Origin of the sequence: Nocardia pneumoniae NBRC 100136 (assembly GCF_000308755.1) — a bacterium.
Lineage (GTDB): Bacteria > Actinomycetota > Actinomycetes > Mycobacteriales > Mycobacteriaceae > Nocardia > Nocardia pneumoniae.
This window is the reverse complement of record NZ_BAGF01000006.1, coordinates 20300-35786: the sequence shown is the minus strand read 5'-3', so window position 1 is coordinate 35786 and position 15487 is coordinate 20300. Positions and strand designations below refer to the sequence as shown.

At 68.9% G+C, this 15487-nt stretch carries 12 protein-coding genes, 1 tRNA gene and 1 riboswitch; of the genes, 6 read left to right on the top strand and 7 right to left on the bottom strand.

From position 1 onward, the window contains the following. Positions 1-52: 52 nt before the first annotated feature. A complete protein-coding gene (locus ON34_RS01615; protein WP_040773194.1) occupies positions 53-1372 on the bottom strand; it encodes an aminotransferase class V-fold PLP-dependent enzyme in 1320 nt (439 codons plus the stop codon). Between the two features lie 47 nt (positions 1373-1419). Next, positions 1420-1533: riboswitch (SAM riboswitch) on the bottom strand. Positions 1534-2170: 637 nt separating this feature from the next. Between ON34_RS01615 and ON34_RS01610 the strand changes: the two genes are divergently transcribed. Further along, on the top strand, positions 2171-6085 hold the full coding sequence (locus ON34_RS01610) for a Pls/PosA family non-ribosomal peptide synthetase (RefSeq protein ID WP_040773191.1): 3915 nt from the start codon (positions 2171-2173) through the stop codon (positions 6083-6085). Then, positions 6085-7431 (top strand): M1 family metallopeptidase, encoded by a 1347-nt coding sequence (locus ON34_RS01605; RefSeq protein ID WP_083889090.1) that lies wholly within the window; start codon positions 6085-6087, stop codon positions 7429-7431. Before ON34_RS01610 ends, ON34_RS01605 begins: the two co-directional genes overlap by 1 nt. Here ON34_RS01605 and ON34_RS01600 read toward each other — a convergent pair whose 3' ends face one another. Together ON34_RS01600 and ON34_RS01595 are read right to left on the bottom strand one after the other, a co-directional pair. Next, positions 7432-7620: a hypothetical protein gene (locus ON34_RS01600; RefSeq protein ID WP_040773188.1), complete on the bottom strand. Its 189-nt coding sequence runs from the start codon at positions 7618-7620 to the stop codon at positions 7432-7434. 27 nt (positions 7621-7647) lie between these two features. Next, positions 7648-8106, bottom strand: coding sequence for a DUF2752 domain-containing protein (locus ON34_RS01595; protein ID WP_040773185.1), 459 nt, complete (start codon positions 8104-8106; stop codon positions 7648-7650). Positions 8107-8311: 205 nt separating this feature from the next. Here ON34_RS01595 and ON34_RS01590 point away from each other — a divergent pair, with 205 nt between their 5' ends. The 4 genes from ON34_RS01590 (at position 8312) to katG (ending at position 12868) form a co-directional block, all read left to right on the top strand. Then, positions 8312-9364 (top strand): alpha/beta fold hydrolase, encoded by a 1053-nt coding sequence (locus ON34_RS01590; RefSeq protein WP_040773182.1) that lies wholly within the window; start codon positions 8312-8314, stop codon positions 9362-9364. Between the two features lie 256 nt (positions 9365-9620). Beyond that, a complete protein-coding gene (locus tag ON34_RS01585; RefSeq protein ID WP_040773179.1) occupies positions 9621-10058 on the top strand; it encodes a hypothetical protein in 438 nt (145 codons plus the stop codon). 128 nt (positions 10059-10186) lie between these two features. Beyond that, entirely contained in the window at positions 10187-10603 is a 417-nt protein-coding gene (locus tag ON34_RS01580; RefSeq protein ID WP_040773177.1) for a Fur family transcriptional regulator, read from the top strand. 33 nt (positions 10604-10636) lie between these two features. After that, positions 10637-12868: a catalase/peroxidase HPI gene (gene katG, locus ON34_RS01575; RefSeq protein WP_040773175.1), complete on the top strand. Its 2232-nt coding sequence runs from the start codon at positions 10637-10639 to the stop codon at positions 12866-12868. A 126-nt stretch (positions 12869-12994) separates the two neighbouring features. Here the strand turns inward: katG and ON34_RS01570 are convergent, their stop codons facing one another. The 4 genes from ON34_RS01570 to ON34_RS01555 form a co-directional block, all read right to left on the bottom strand. Further along, complete coding sequence (locus ON34_RS01570) at positions 12995-13207, bottom strand: hypothetical protein (protein WP_040773173.1); 213 nt, start codon at positions 13205-13207, stop codon at positions 12995-12997. A 350-nt stretch (positions 13208-13557) separates the two neighbouring features. Next, positions 13558-13633 (bottom strand) — tRNA-Thr (locus tag ON34_RS01565). Between the two features lie 56 nt (positions 13634-13689). Further along, positions 13690-14901 (bottom strand): DNA polymerase III subunit delta', encoded by a 1212-nt coding sequence (locus tag ON34_RS01560; protein WP_040773509.1) that lies wholly within the window; start codon positions 14899-14901, stop codon positions 13690-13692. A gap of 64 nt (positions 14902-14965) precedes the next feature. After that, positions 14966-15472 carry a mycothiol transferase gene (locus ON34_RS01555; RefSeq protein WP_040773170.1) on the bottom strand — a complete coding sequence of 169 codons (507 nt, stop codon included), beginning with the start codon at positions 15470-15472 and terminating at the stop codon, positions 14966-14968. Positions 15473-15487: the final 15 nt, after the last annotated feature.

Sequence of the window (15487 nt, the reverse complement as noted above, 5' to 3'; positions counted from 1 at the left end):
AGTTGCCGGATACGCCGATAGGATCCGGCAACCGCTGCTCGGCCCGGCGTCCTCAGCCGACCAGGCAGGGGGCCGCGCCGGTGGGGGCGGTGGAGGAGAAGGGGCGGGTTTCGGGGGTGGGGTTCCACAGGCCGTTCGTGGCGGCGTATTCCCACGTGGGGCCGGTGGTCACGAGGGTGGACACGGCGTCGATGAGGCGGTCCACGTCGGCGGAGGTGGTGCCGAGGCCGATGCTGGCGCGCAGGGCACCGTCCAGGCCGAGGCGGGCGAGTAGCGGGTGGGCGCAGAAACGTCCGTCGCGCACGCCGATGCCGTGTTCGGCGGACAGATAGGCGGCGACCTGACCGGGGACGAATCCGTCGAGCGTGAAGGCGACGATACCGACCGAGTCGGGGCTGTCGGACCAGATGCGCAGCAGGCGCACACCCGGGATCGCGGCGAGGCCGTCGCGGAGCCGGTCGGCGAGCCGCTGTTCATGGGCGGCAAGGGTTTCGGCGTCGATGGCACACAGCGCGTCACAAGCGGCGGCCAGCGCGGCGGCGCCGAGCACATTCGGCGACCCGCCCTCGTGGCGCTGTGGAGCGGGCGCCCACTCGGTCTCGGTCGTGCTCACCGCACGCACCGCCCCGCCGCCGGACAGATAGGGCTGCGCCGCGTCGAGCCAATCCCGCTTGCCCACCAGCACACCCGCGCCGAACGGCGCGTACAGCTTGTGACCGGAGAAGGCCAGGTAGTCGATTCCGATGTCGCGCAGGCTGATCCGGCGGTGCGGAGCCAGCTGGGCCGCGTCGACCAGGATGCGGGCGCCGCACTGGTGCGCGATGGTGGCCAGCCGCTCCAGCGGAAGCACCTCGCCGGTGACGTTCGACGCGCCGGTCACCGCGAGCAATGCGGCGGGCTTGCTGCACAACTCGGCGACCAGCCTGCCGACGGTCTCCTCGATGGTGTCGGCCGCCCGCACGACGCGGCGGCCGCGCCTGGTCCACGGCAGGAAGTTGGCGTGGTGCTCGATATCGAGCACCACCGTGTCGCCGGGCACGCAGGACGCGAGCAGGTTCAGCGAGTCGGTGGTATTGCGGGTGAACACCACCACCTGGTCGTCGGCGGCGTCGAGGAACTTGGCCACCGATCCGCGGGCGGCCTCGTAGCACTCGGTGGAGATCCGCGAGGCGTAACCCGCGCCGCGGTGCACGCTCGCGTAGAACGGCAGCAGTCGCTGCACGCGGTCGGTGACCTCGGCCAACGCCGGCGCACTCGCGGCGTAGTCGAAGTTGGCGTAGATCGCCGTTCCGCCCTGCACGAGCGGCACCAGCAGTTCGTCGCCGGAGACTCGGGCGAGTGCGGCACAGATGTTGTCGACAGCAGTAGTCATCACGTGAATCCCGTCGGCTAAGGGACCCGCGATCGAATGATTCGTCGAGTCCGCGCTTGCCGCGCCCGGTTGGACGTCGGCCGGGTCGTCACCCGGAGCACCCCACCGCGGAGGAGGGTTGCCGGCCAGCAAGCCGGGGCTTGGCGCTGGCACTCATGACCTGATCCGAGATTGGCAGAAGCGGCCCGGCGCTGTCAACCGCGCGCCGACACATCCCGATCGGGACATGACCACAGACGCGAATCGTCACAAGCACATTCGCGATCCACCCGAACACCCCGGCCAATTCCTCCGAGCGCCATTCTCGATCGAACCCACATCCACCGAATCGCACTTGCCCCGAATACATCACCACCTCATCCACGACAAAGCCGCATCGAGTGAATACCGCAAACGTGCAGCAGCGTCCCGAAATCCGAGCGAATCCGCGCTCGGCTCACAGATAACCACAATGCACCGAACTTTTTCCGGCAGGAAAACCAAGCGTTATCTGTTCGCAGCCGGTCGCCCCCCGATTCGCGATCTTTCAGCGAGAGAGTTGGCCCCGACAATCACCCCTTCTCCAGCTACCAGCAAGCAGCGGAGCCCGATCCCTGTTACCGCCGCCACAACCACCGGCTCAGCCGCCGTTCTCGAGCGAAGTGCGACGAGCATTCCGTTCCAGCAGCGCCGCGGGCGCCGCGGAAACAAACCCAGTACCGTGGACAACTGGCCAATCGGGGCATTTGCCCTCGGTAACCCACTATGGCGCGACAACGGAAAGTGCGAGGCAGGTCGATGGGAGGTTCGCTGAGCACCATGCTCCGAACAGAGGTCGACGCGCCCGCGCGCCCGTTATCGCGGGGCGACCGTGCGCCCCAGCCCAGGACGCTGGTCGACATCCTGACCGCGACCGCACTCACGCATCCCGACGCGCCCGCGATCGATGACGGCCAGGCGGTGCTGTCCTACCTCGAGCTGGTCGTCGAGGTCGAGAAGATCATGGCCCGCCTCGCCACGGCGGGCGTGCGCCCCGGCGACCGGGTCGGCGTGCGCATGCCGTCCGGTACCCGCGGGCTCTACGTCACCATCCTCGCGGTCCTCTACAGCGGCGCCGCCTACGTGCCGGTTGACGCCGACGACCCGGACGAGCGCGCCCAGCTGGTGTTCGGCGAAGCCCAGGTCACCGCGATCGTGACCGCCGAAGGCATCGAGACCACGGCCGCTGGTATCCGCGCCGCGGAGCAACACGAGAATGCGGACACCTGGTCGGCCCTCCCGGCCCCCGGCGACGACGCCTGGATCATCTTCACCTCCGGATCGACCGGAACCCCGAAAGGTGTTGCGGTCACCCACCGCAACGCCGCCGCGTTCGTCGACGCCGAAGCCGACCTGTTCCTCCGCCACGCCCCGATCGGCCCCGGTGACCGGGTTCTCGCCGGTCTCTCGGTCGCCTTCGACGCCTCCTGCGAGGAGATGTGGCTGGCCTGGCGCAACGGCGCCTGCCTGGTGCCCGCCCCGCGCGACCTGGTGCGCACCGGCGCCGACCTGGGCCCCTGGCTGGTGCGGCGGGAGATCAGCATCGTCTCGACGGTGCCGACCCTGGCGGCGACCTGGCCGGTCGAGGCGCTGGAGGCGGTGCGCCTGCTGATCTTCGGCGGCGAGGCCGTCCCGCCGGAACTCGCCGAACGCCTTGCCGGAGACGCTGAATCGACCCGCGAGGTATGGAACACCTACGGCCCCACCGAGGCCACGGTCGTCGCCTGCGCCGCACGGCTGAACGGCGAGTGGCCGATCCGGATCGGGCTGCCGCTCAACGGCTGGAATCTCGTCGTGGTGGATCAGGCGGGAAATCCGGTGTCCGCGGGCGAATCCGGCGAATTGGTGATCGGCGGTGTCGGCCTGGCGCGCTATCTCGACCCGGTCAAAGACGCGGAGAAGTACGCGCCGCTGCCGTCGGTGGGCTGGGATCGCGCCTACCGCAGCGGCGACCTGGTCCGCAACGACAGCGCGGGCCTGGTCTTCCTCGGCCGCGCCGACGATCAGATCAAGCTCGGCGGACGCCGCATCGAGCTCGGCGAGATCGACAACGCGCTCCAGCACCTACCCGGTGTGACCGGTGCCGCCGCCGCGATCCGAACTACCAAGGCGGGCAACAGGGTACTGGTCGGCTACCTCACCGGGCCGGGACCGGACTTCGACGCCAAGGCCGCACGAGCCATTCTCACCGAACAGCTTCCGGCCCCGCTGGTTCCCCGGCTCGCGGTGGTCGACGAGCTGCCGACGCGCACCTCCGGCAAGGTGGATCGCGACGCGCTGCCGTGGCCGCCGCCGGGCGCCGCGGAGGACGACGACGACAACGACCTGACCGGCACGGCGCAATGGGTTGCCGGACTATGGGACTCGATTCTCGGTGGCGAGGTCGGCGATCTCGACGCCGACTTCTTCGATCTGGGCGGCGGTTCGCTCGCGGCCGCGCAACTGGTCGCCGCCCTGCGCGAACGTTATCCGCAGATCGCCGTCGCCGATCTCTACGACCATCCGCGCCTCGGCGCCCTCGTCGAGCTGCTCGAACAAACCACGCCCGCGGTCGCCGTCGCCGACCGTGCGGTGCGCCCGACGCCGCGGGCCGCGCAGGCGGCGCAGGTGCTCGCCACCGTCCCGTTGACCACGCTCACCGGGTTGCAGTGGCTCACCTGGCTGGCGATTGTCGGCAATATCGCGGCCTGGTCCGGCTCGCTGCCGTGGCTGCCGCAGCTGTCCTGGTGGTGGACTCTCGCCGCGTTCCTGCTGTTCATCTCGCCGCCCGGCCGCATGGCGATCTGCGTGGCGGGCGCACGACTGCTGTTGCGCGGCGTCCGACCGGGCCGCTATCCGCGCGGCGGCTCGGTGCATCTGCGCCTGTGGGCCGCCGTTCGCCTATCGGAGGCCAGCGGCGCCGAGAACCTCTCCGGCGCGCCGTGGATGGTGCCGTTCGCGCGGGCGCTCGGCGCGAAAGTCGGCAAGGGCGTCGACCTGCACACCCTGCCGCCGGTGACCGGCATGCTCGAGCTCGGCGACGGATGCAGCGTCGAGCCGGAGGTCGACCTGTCCGGTTACTGGATCGACGGTGACGTGGTGCATCTGGGCCCGATCACCATCGGCCCCGGCGCGGTGGTCGGCTCGCGCTCGATCCTGCTCCCCGGCACGAAGATCGGCAAGAACGCCGAGGTGGCGCCGGGCTCCGCGGTGTCGGGCAAGGTGAAGGCCGACCAGGAGTGGGCGGGTTCACCCGCGGTGAAAATCGGCAAGGCGCAGCATCGCTGGCCGACGCGGACGCCCGACCGGGCCCGGCACTGGGTCGGCGTCTTCGGCGTCACGTCGATGGCGCTGGCCGCCATGCCGATTCTCGGCCTCGGCGCCGGGGGCGCGTTCCTCGCCTGGGTCATCCGCGATACCCGCACGCTCGGCGCTGGCGTCGTCCGCGCCTTCGCGGTCCTGCCCGTCGCGACCCTGCTCAGCCTCGGCGTGTACGCGGCGGCCACCATCCTCGCGGTCCGGCTGCTGAGCATCGGACTGACCGAGGGCTACCACCCGGTGCGCAGCCGCGTCGGCTGGCAGGCGTGGGCCACCGAGCGGCTGCTGGATTCGGCACGCACCTTCCTGTTCCCGCTGTACGCGAGCCTGCTCACGCCGTTGTGGCTGCGGCTGCTCGGCGCGAGGATCGGCAAGAGCGTCGAGGCGTCCACCGTGCTGTTGCTGCCGAAGTTCACCACCGTCGCCGACGGCGCCTTCCTGGCCGACGACACCATGATCGCGAGTTACGAACTCGGCGGCGGCTGGCTGCGCATCGGCGAGGCCAAGGTCGGCAAGCGCGCTTTTCTCGGCAACTCCGGGATGACCGCCCCCGGCCGCCGCGTCCCGAAGAACGGTCTGGTCGCGGTGCTGTCGGCGGCGCCGTCCAAGGCGAAGGCGGGCTCGTCCTGGCTGGGCAGCCCGCCGGTCCGGCTGCGCCGCACGGCGGAGAGCACCGACACCGCACGGACCTTCGACCCACCCGCCCGCCTGCGCATCGCCCGCGCCCTCGTCGAAACGTTGCGGCTCTTCCCAGTTCTGGTCACTTTCGCCATCGGACTCGGCGTGCTTTTTACGCTGGCCCGGCTCGCACAAACGTTCGGCCACTTGGCCGCGGGGCTGCTCAGCGGGGTGGTGCTGCTGACGGCCGGTGCTGTCGCGGGCGCGAGCGCGGTGGCCGCCAAATGGTTGCTGGTGGGGCGGATCGGGGCCGAGGAGCACCCGCTGTGGAGTTCGTTCGTGTGGCGCAACGAAGTCTCCGACACCTTCGTGGAAACGGTTGCCGCGCCGTGGTTCGCCCGCGCGGCGACCGGCACGCCGGTACTGAATCTGTGGCTTCGCGGGCTCGGCGCGACCATCGGCCGCGGGGTATGGTGCGAGTCCTATTGGCTACCGGAGGCGGACCTGGTGACTCTCGGCGACGGCGCGACCGTCGAACGCGGCTGCGTGGTGCAGACCCACCTGTTCCACGATCGGATCATGGCCATGGACAGCGTCACCCTCGGCGCGGGCGCCACCCTCGGGCCGCACTGCGTCGCGCTCCCCGCCTCGGCTATCGGCGATGGCGCGACCATCGGACCGGCCTCGCTGGTCATGCGCGGCGACACGGTGCCCGCATCGACGCGCTGGTGGGGCAACCCGATCGCACCCTGGTTCACGGGCGACCCCGGAGCGAGCTGATGGCGGGCAAGTTCTACGAAGCCCCCATCGACGAGTACCTCCCGCAGAACGGCAATCGCGGGTACCGGGTCTCTCGATACGAGCTGGAGCTGGCCTATCGGGTCGCGGGCAACCGACTCACCGGACGCGCCACGATCACCGCGGTGACCACCACCGTTCGCCCGCGGTTCGCGCTCGACCTGGCCCAGGCGCTCACCGTCTCGAAGGTGTTCGTCAACGGGACCAAGGCCGCGAAATTCGCCCACCAGCACGGCAAATTGGTGATCACTCCGCAGCAGCCGATTCCGGCGGGCGGCGCGCTGTCGGTGGTGGTGCAGTACGGCGGTATCCCGAAGCCGGTGCGCGGACCGTGGGGCGAGGTCGGGTGGGAGGAGCTCACCGAGGGCGCGCTGGTGGCCAGCCAGCCCAACGGCGCGGCGTCGTGGTTCCCCTGTGACGACCACCCGAGTTCCAAAGCGAGCTACCGGATCTCGATAACCACCGATTCACCGTACTACGCACTCGCCAACGGCACCCTGCTGCGCAAGCAGACCAAGGCCAGCCAGACCACCTGGGTCTACGAGCAATCCGAGCCGATGTCCAGCTACCTGGCGACCATCCAGATCGGCCACTATCGCAAGCATCGCATCGGTTCCTCACACGCTCCGGTGCCGATGCAGGCCGTCCTTCCGCCCCGGCTGCGCGCGAACTTCGACCACGATTTCGCCCGGCAGCCGCAGATGCTCGAGGTCTTCACCGAGAAGTTCGGCCCCTACCCGTTCGACGGCTACACGGTGGTCGTCACCGATGACGTGCTGGAGATCCCGATCGAGGCGCAGGGCATCTCCATCTTCGGCGCCAACCACTGCGACGGCCGCCGCGGCGCCGAGCGGCTGGTCGCACACGAGCTGGCCCATCAGTGGTTCGGCAACAGCTTGACCATCCGGCAGTGGCGCGACATCTGGCTGCACGAGGGCTTCGCCTGTTACGCGGAGTGGATCTGGTCGGAAGCGGCGGGCGGGCCCACCGCCGATCAGCTGGCGCGCGCCGCGCGGCACAATCTGTCCCGCCAGCCGCAGGACATCATCGTCGGCGACCCGGGACCGCGGCGCATGTTCGACGACCGCGTCTACAAACGCGGCGCGCTGACCTTGCACGCGCTGCGCCTCGAGCTCGGCGACTCGGCGTTCTTCGACCTGCTGCGCGAGTGGACCATCCGCTACCGCCACTCCTCGGTGACCACGGAGGAATTCACCGACCTCGCGGGACACTACAGCCTGGTGCCGCTGCGTCCGCTGTGGGGAAGCTGGCTGCTCGCCGAACCGCTGCCCCAGCTGCCGCCGCACGGCGGCGCGTCGATCGCCTGATCAGAACACCAGGTAGCGCGCGGCCAGCTCTTCGACGAGCGGATCGTCCTCCGCGACGTTCGCCAACGCGTCGAGATCGGTTTCCACCGCGATCAACCGCGGGTCGTCGTGCTCGGTGTCGAGGGGGCCGTCCTCGGCGAGCTGGCGCAGCAACTTGTCCCGCACCCTTGTCTTCAGCGAATCATTCATATTGGGAACTTGCCTCCAGCCTGGCGGCTACACCGGTGTGAGCATGGTTCCCCACGGCGTGTTGCGCAGCACGGTGTAGACCGCCAGCAATCCGAAAAATATCCACATGGTGGTCCGGCTGATGGACGGCAGACGCATCGGCCGACCGCGCCAGGCCTGGATGGTCCAGTCCGTCACCCACACGGCGAACGCGAGCACCAGGGGAAGCGCGAGCAGATTGCTGTGCAGAGCATCGAGGATCTGGCCATCGGTGAGGTTGTGCACGGCGCGCATCCCGCCGCAGCCGGGGCAATACCAACCGGTCAGCGCATAGACCGGGCAGGTGCCGTAGGAGCCTTCGACATGGGGATCGCGCAGGTGCAGCAGCACCCCGACACCCACGCCGACGCCCGCCACCAGCAGCGGCAGACCCGCTCCGCGCCAACGGGTCCTCGGCTCGGTGTCCGCGGCGGTCGCGGATCCGGAGGCAGTGCGCGCGATGTCCACAGCATCAACCGTAGCCGTGTTCGCCGCGCCGCGCCCAGCCACTCCGGCTGAGCGAACGCAGCACCGTGCCGATGGAATTGATCTTTTGACCGGACCGAATTGGGGGTACTCCTTCGTACAAGCCAGGGATTCCGTCGCCGAGTGCTAGCACTAGCAAGCGCCTTGCTTGCACTGTACGGTGACGGAGGACACAAAGGAGTGCTCGATGCTGGTGAAATCGATGAGGACGCTGGCGGATGCGCGCAACGGCGCGCTCACCGCCGCTTACCGTGCCGGACTGCGGTCTCGCACCTTCCGTACGGCGTCTCTGAACGCCCCTACCGCACCCTGTGCGGTCATTCCGGTCACCACCAAGGACGGCGCCCGGCTCCGGGTGCACGCCTACGGTCCCGCCGATGCCGACGTCATCGTCCTCATCCACGGCTGGAGCTGCAGCATCGAGTACTGGAACCCGCAGATCAACGCCTTCGCCGACCGATATCGAGTGGTCTGCTACGACCAGCGCGGCCACGGCGCGAGCGAACTCGGCCGCTGCGCGCCGGGCAAGGAGACGATGGCCGACGACCTGGCGGCCGTCCTGTCCGCCACGCTGCGCCCGGGTCGGCGCGCGGTGCTCGTGGGCCACAGCATGGGCGGAATCACCGTGCAGGCATGGGCTTCCGCCTACCCGGATCAGGTGCGGCGGCAAGCGGCCGCGGCCGTGCTGCTGAACACCAGCTCCGGCAACATCCGCTACGACACCGATCTGCTCCCGCTGCTGAACAAGCCGCTGACCTTGGCCGACCGGCCGCTCACCGTACTCGGCGCCACCGTACGGATGCCGATGATCGTCGCCGAGACCTTGCTCACCGCACCGGTGCCCCTGCCGGGCGGCTGGCCGGCCAGCGCTCTGATGAAGGCGCGCATCATGTCCGAGCAGGCCACCGCCGACCAAGTGGAGTTCGCGCTCGGCATCGTGCGCTCCTGCCGGCCGCTCACCCGCGGCAGGCACGCCGCCGCGCTCGCCGACATCGATCTCGCCGAGGCCGCCGCGTCGCTGACGGTGCCGACCACGGTGATCGCGGGCGTGCACGATCGGTTGCTGCCCGAGCGCATGTCGCGCCGCATCGCCGACGCGCTGCGCGACAGCGGTCATCTCGCCGCCTACCACGTGTGGCCCACCGGTCATCTGGGCAACATCGAAGCCGCCGACCGCTTCAACGCGGAATTGGCGAGCATCGCCGAACGCGCCCACCTGCGTTCCGCAGCCGCCGGCTGATCCACCGTCGCCGCGCGCTGGACGGAAGACGTTCTCCTGGGCCGGTCAACGGCGCCCGGCTCAGGAGCAACGGCCTTGCGCCCCTTGGTCTCACCGGATCACGCACCCGTGTCCGCTCGCCGTCTTTCCATGGACGGCAAGACTCGGACGCGACCCCCACCCCCGCTGGTTAACATTTCGCGAATCGCGAACGAAACATGGGCAGACAGTTCGGCCCCCATAACAGAGCGGAGCATCGGTGAAGGGCTATCGCGTAATGACGGCAGTGACTTTGGCCGCTGGTGCACTCGTGCTGACCGCCCCGACATCGTCCGCGATTCCCATCGGCGTCACACCGGCACGCACCGTCTGCGGAGGCGGCGGTAGCGGCATCGGAATGATTGCGGCGCAGTACGATCCCGCCCGCAACAGCTCCGACAATCCAACGCTCTGGATCCGTCCGGAGTTCGTCTTCGCCCCCGACGTCCCCGGCGGCTCTTGCGACGCCGAGGTCACGGTGTATTGGCGGAACTCCGATACCGGCGAATTCGGCGGTCTCCCACCGGTCCGGGTGAGCGACGACACGCCATCGGGCGAGAACGTCCACGGCAACTGGATACCCATCACCATTCCCTCTGGTCTCGGCCGGACCGAAGTGCTGATCGCGACCAATTACCCACACGTCCCCGGCAAGGGAACATTCGTCGTCACGTAGTTCGCGCGGGCGGTCGCCACCGAACTCGTCACCGCCCACCTCGGCGTCGATTTGACGCCAGACTCTTGACTCGTTCCAGAAAACGGACAAGACTTCCTTCCGTGGCAACAGCCTCGGAGTTCCAGCAGATGCTGCGGGGAGTTTCGCTGCGCGTGACCCGCCCCCGGGTCGCGGTTCTGAGCGCGGTGCACGACCACCCGCATGCCGACACGGATTCGATCATCCGCGCCGTGCGATCCGGGCTCCCCGAGGTGTCTCACCAAACGGTGTACGACTCGTTGAACGCGCTCACCGCCGCGGGCCTGGTCCGGCGTATCCAGCCGTCCGGCTCCGTGGCACGTTACGAGTCGCGGGTCGGCGACAACCACCACCACGTCGTATGCCGGGCATGCGGGGTGATCGCCGATGTCGATTGCGCCGTCGGCGCGGCCCCGTGTCTGACCGCGTCCGATGATCACGGGTTCTCGATCGACGAGGCCGAGGTCATCTACTGGGGCCTGTGTCCCGATTGTGTGGAATCACAGGCTTCCCGATCGCATCCGTGATCGCAGCCCATCACTCATTCAGGAAGGAATGCCGTGTCATCCGATAGCCGCCCACCCAATCCTGACACCAAGACCAAGAGCGCAAGCGAGAGCGAGAACCCGGCCATCCCGTCCCCGACCGCGAAGACGGAACATCGCCCCCGCAGCAACAAGGACTGGTGGCCGGAGCAGATCGATGTCTCGGTGCTGCACGCCCACTCGTCCAAGGCCAACCCGCTGGGTGAGGATTTCGACTACGCCGAAGAGTTCAAGAAACTCGACGTCGATGCCCTCAAGGCCGACGTCGCGGCGATCATGACCAACTCGCAAGACTGGTGGCCGGCCGACTTCGGCCACTACGGCGGCCTGTTCATCCGGATGAGCTGGCACGCCGCGGGTACCTACCGCATCGCCGACGGTCGCGGCGGCGGCGGTCAGGGCGCCCAGCGCTTCGCACCGCTCAACAGCTGGCCGGACAACGCCAACCTGGACAAGGCTCGCAGGCTGCTGTGGCCGGTCAAGCAGAAGTACGGCAACAAGATCTCCTGGGCCGACCTGCTGGTGTTCGCAGGCAACGTGGCCCTGGAATCGATGGGCTTCAAGACGTTCGGCTTCGGCTTCGGCCGCCCGGACATCTGGGAGCCGGAAGAGGTCTTCTGGGGTCCGGAGGACACCTGGCTCGGCGACGAGCGCTACAGCGGTGACCGTGAACTGGCGAGTCCGCTCGGCGCCGTCCAGATGGGCCTGATCTACGTGAACCCGGAAGGACCCAACGGTCAGCCGGATCCGGTGGCCGCCGCGCGGGATATCCGCGAGACGTTCGGCCGCATGGCGATGAACGACGAGGAGACCGCCGCATTGATCGTCGGCGGCCACAGCTTCGGCAAGACCCACGGCGCGGGCGATGCGAGCCTGGTCGGCGCCGAACCGGAAGCCGCCCCGATCGAGCAGCAGGGCCTGGGCTGGAAGAGCGCCTACGGCACGGGCAAGGGTAAGGACGCCATCACCAGCGGCCTGGAGGTCGTCTGGACCTCCACCCCGACCAAGTGGGGCAACGGCTTCCTGCAGAACCTGTACGGCTACGAGTGGGAGCTGACCAAGAGCCCCGCCGGGGCATGGCAGTGGAAGGCCAAGGACGGCGCGGGCGAGGGCACCATCCCGGATCCCTTCGATGGTCCCGCGCGTACGCCGACCATGCTGACCACGGACCTGGCGCTGCGGGAAGACCCGATCTACCGGGAGATCACCCGTCGCTGGCTGGATCATCCGGAGGAGCTGTCCGAGGCGTTCGCCAAGGCGTGGTACAAGCTGCTGCACCGCGACATGGGACCGATCAGCCGCTACCTCGGGCCGTGGGTTCCCGAGCCGCAGCTGTGGCAGGATCCGGTTCCCGCCGTCGACCATGAACTGGTCGACGAGCAGGACATCGCGGCGCTGAAGAGCAAGGTCCTCGAGTCCGGCCTGTCCGTTGCGCAACTGGTCAAGACCGCCTGGTCGGCGGCGGCCAGCTTCCGCAGCACCGACAAGCGCGGCGGAGCCAACGGCGCGCGGATCCGCCTGGAGCCGCAGCGGAGCTGGGAGGTCAACGAGCCGGCCGAGCTGGAGAAGGTGCTGCCGGTGCTCGAGCAGATCCAGCAGGATTTCAACAGCTCGGCCTCCGGCGGCAAGAAGGTCTCCCTTGCCGACCTGATCATCCTGGCCGGGTCCGCGGCGGTCGAGAAGGCGGCCAAGGACGCGGGGCACGACGTCACGGTGCCGTTCGCACCGGGGCGCACGGACGCGACGCAGGAGAACACCGATGTGGAGTCGTTCGCGGTGCTCGAACCGCGGGCCGACGGATTCCGCAACTATGTGCGGACCGGCGAGAAGGCTCCGCTGGAGCGCCTGCTGCTCGACCGGGCGTACATGCTGGACCTGACCGCTCCGGAGATGACGGTCCTCATCGGCGGCCTGCGCGCTCTTGGCGCCAACTACGGCGGCACCGAACACGGCGTGTTCACCGACCGGCCCGGCGTGTTGACGAACGACTTCTTCGTCAACCTCCTCGACCTGAACACGGAGTGGAAGGCGTCCGAGTCGGCGGAGAACGTCTATGAAGGCTTCGACCGGTCCTCCGGCAAAGCCAAGTGGACGGCCACCGCCAACGACCTCATCTTCGGGTCGCACTCGGTGCTGCGCGCGGTAGCCGAGGTGTACGCACAGCACGACGCCAAGGAGAAGTTCGTGAACGACTTCATCGCCGCGTGGGTCAAGGTGGTCAACAACGACCGCTTCGACCTCGCCTGATCCGTATCGACGAGTTCCAGGCCGGCCCTTCGGGGCCGGCCTGGATTCGTTCGGGGTCCGGCGACATGGCATGCCCTGCGCCACACGACGGTCAGTCGTCGAATACTCGGACGCGGCCCTCGACGTTTACCGGCAGAACTCAGGGCCCTGGTTCAAGAGCACCAGCTTGATGATGGTGCATACGAGCGCCGTCGAACCGCTCGCCGAGCCGCTATCGGCGGCGTCCACCAAGGACGCGGACGGAGTGGGCTGCGGAGTCTCTGCCTGCGCGGTCGCAGCGGGCGACAGCACAGCGACGGTCAGCAGCGCGCCGAGGGTGAGCCGAGTGATTCGAGTCATCTCGAATCCGCCTTTCTCTCTTGAGCTTTCGGTTCGCGGAGGCGTACCGCCAATACCATCGCGGGCTCCGCTTCGGCCGTTACCGCGGCGTTACTCAGCACTGCCGTTCGAGCGTCATGATCATTTCGTACCGATCCTTCGATACGACCCGCCCGGCACCATCAAAACTCGCCCGCCCCGTCGGTGGACCGGACTTCGAGCCTTGGGTCCACGCAGGCAGCCTGCCAGGCTACGAACGCGTTGCAGGCCGTTGCGACCAAACGTGACAAGACGTGGCGAGTCGACGAACCGTTCCGGGACCAAGGGTGTCGAAGCTGTCAGGACCGGCCCGGAATCCCCGGGAAAACAGATGGAGCCGCCTGGGGGAATCGAACCCCCGACCTTTTCATTACGAGTGAAGCGCTCTACCGACTGAGCTAAGGCGGCGTGCCTTTCGGCCAAGCGAGTCTATCGTCTCGGGGCCGGATCGCGAAAACGGGAGGTCATGGTCGCTGTGACTGGGCGGCGATCAGGGCTGCCGCCATGGCGGCGAGGGCGAAGCGAGGTTTGACGTTCAGGTCGAGGGCCGTACGGCAGGCGAGGACGGCTTCGATGGACTGGAGCAGGCCCTCGGGGCGCACGCGGGCGGCCAGGTCGTGGATCTGGTCGGACAGGTCGGGGTGGGTCAGCGCGATGCCGGAATCGCGGCGGGCGGCGCCGAACCGGACGGCCAGCGCGTCGCGGTAGACGCCGGCCACGTCGATCAGGGCGCGATCGAGGGCGTCGCGGCCGGTGCGGGTGGCGCGGGATTTCTGCCGTCGTTCCAGGTCCTTCAAGACGCCTGCGGAACCACGGGTGGCGCTCGCCGCACCTTTTCCGGTGCCGCCAGCGCCCAGCGCGGTGGCGAGTTCTTCGCGTTCGCGTTCGTCGCGGGCCGCGCTCATCTGCTTGGCTTCGTCGTCGGCCGCGCGGACCAGTTCGTCGGCGGCGGCGTAGGCAGCTCCTGGCTTGCCGACCGCGGCGACCAAAGCCAGCGCACGCTGGCGGCGGGCCCGCGCCTGCTCATCGGTGGCGAGCCTGCGGGCACGCCCGACATGCCCGCCACTGATGGAGGCGGCCCAGGTCGCGGTCTTCGCGTCGAGCTTGTCGCGTTCGGTGAGCACCCGCGCGATGGCGGGCACCGACGGCGTCACCAGGTGCACATGCCTGCACCTGGAACGCAGCGTGACCGAGATGTCCTCCGGATCCACCGAGGGCGCGCACAGCAGGAACACCGTGCGGTCCGGCGGCTCCTCGACCACCTTGAGCAACACGTTGCCCGCCGCTTCGGTCAATCGGTCGGCGTCCTCGATCACCACCACCTGCCAGCGGCCGGTACTCGGCCTGCGCGAGGCGATCTGCACGATCTCGCGCATCTCCTTGGTGCTGATGCTCAGTCCTTCGGGCACCACCCGGCGCACGTCGCCGTGCGTGCCAGCCATGGTGGTGGTGCAGGCGTGGCAGCTGCCGCACCCGGGAGCCTGCGGTTCGGTGCACTGCAACGCGGCCGCGAAGCACAGCGCCGCAACGGATCTGCCCGATCCCGGCGGGCCGGTGAACAACCACGAATGCGTCATCGCCCCGTCGACCGTGCCCGAGCGCGCCGCGACGGCGGCAGCCGTCAACTCGGACTCGACCGCCTCCTGGCCGACCAACCGATCGAAGACACCCGCCACGCCGTACACCCTAGCCGCCCGCACCGACACCGCGGCCGGGCGCCGAGCCGCCGATACCGTGCCGCTAGGAGGCGCGCTGCCGCGTACTGTTCGCCCCGTCGAGCGCCTCGCGGATGATGTCCGCGTGCCCGGAGTGGTGCGCGATCTCCCGCAGGATGTGCAGCACCGTGTAGCGCACCGACTGCCAGATCCGCTCCGGTGCCCACGGCGCCGTCGGGGTGGGGATCGAGGTGTCGAGGCTGTCCACCGAGCGGATCAGCTCGGCCGTCGCCGCCGCCACGTCGTCCCAGGTGGCCAGCAGGCCGGCCACGGTCTCCTCGGCCGCCATGACGTACTCGCCGGCGAACTTCGAGACGTCCAGTTCCGCGTTCTCGTCGCGCCGCACGATCACCGAGGTCCAATGCCGCTCGCAGTTGATCAGGTGGTGCAGCAGGCCGCCGAGGGTCAGCTCGCTCACGGTGGTCCGGCGCCGCGCCTGCTCATCGTCGATGCCGCGCAAGGTGATGCGAAAAAGCGCGCGCTGGTCGGCGAGCATCGCGATCAGATCCTCGCGTTCCTGTTCGGTACTCATGGCGCCAGGCTACGG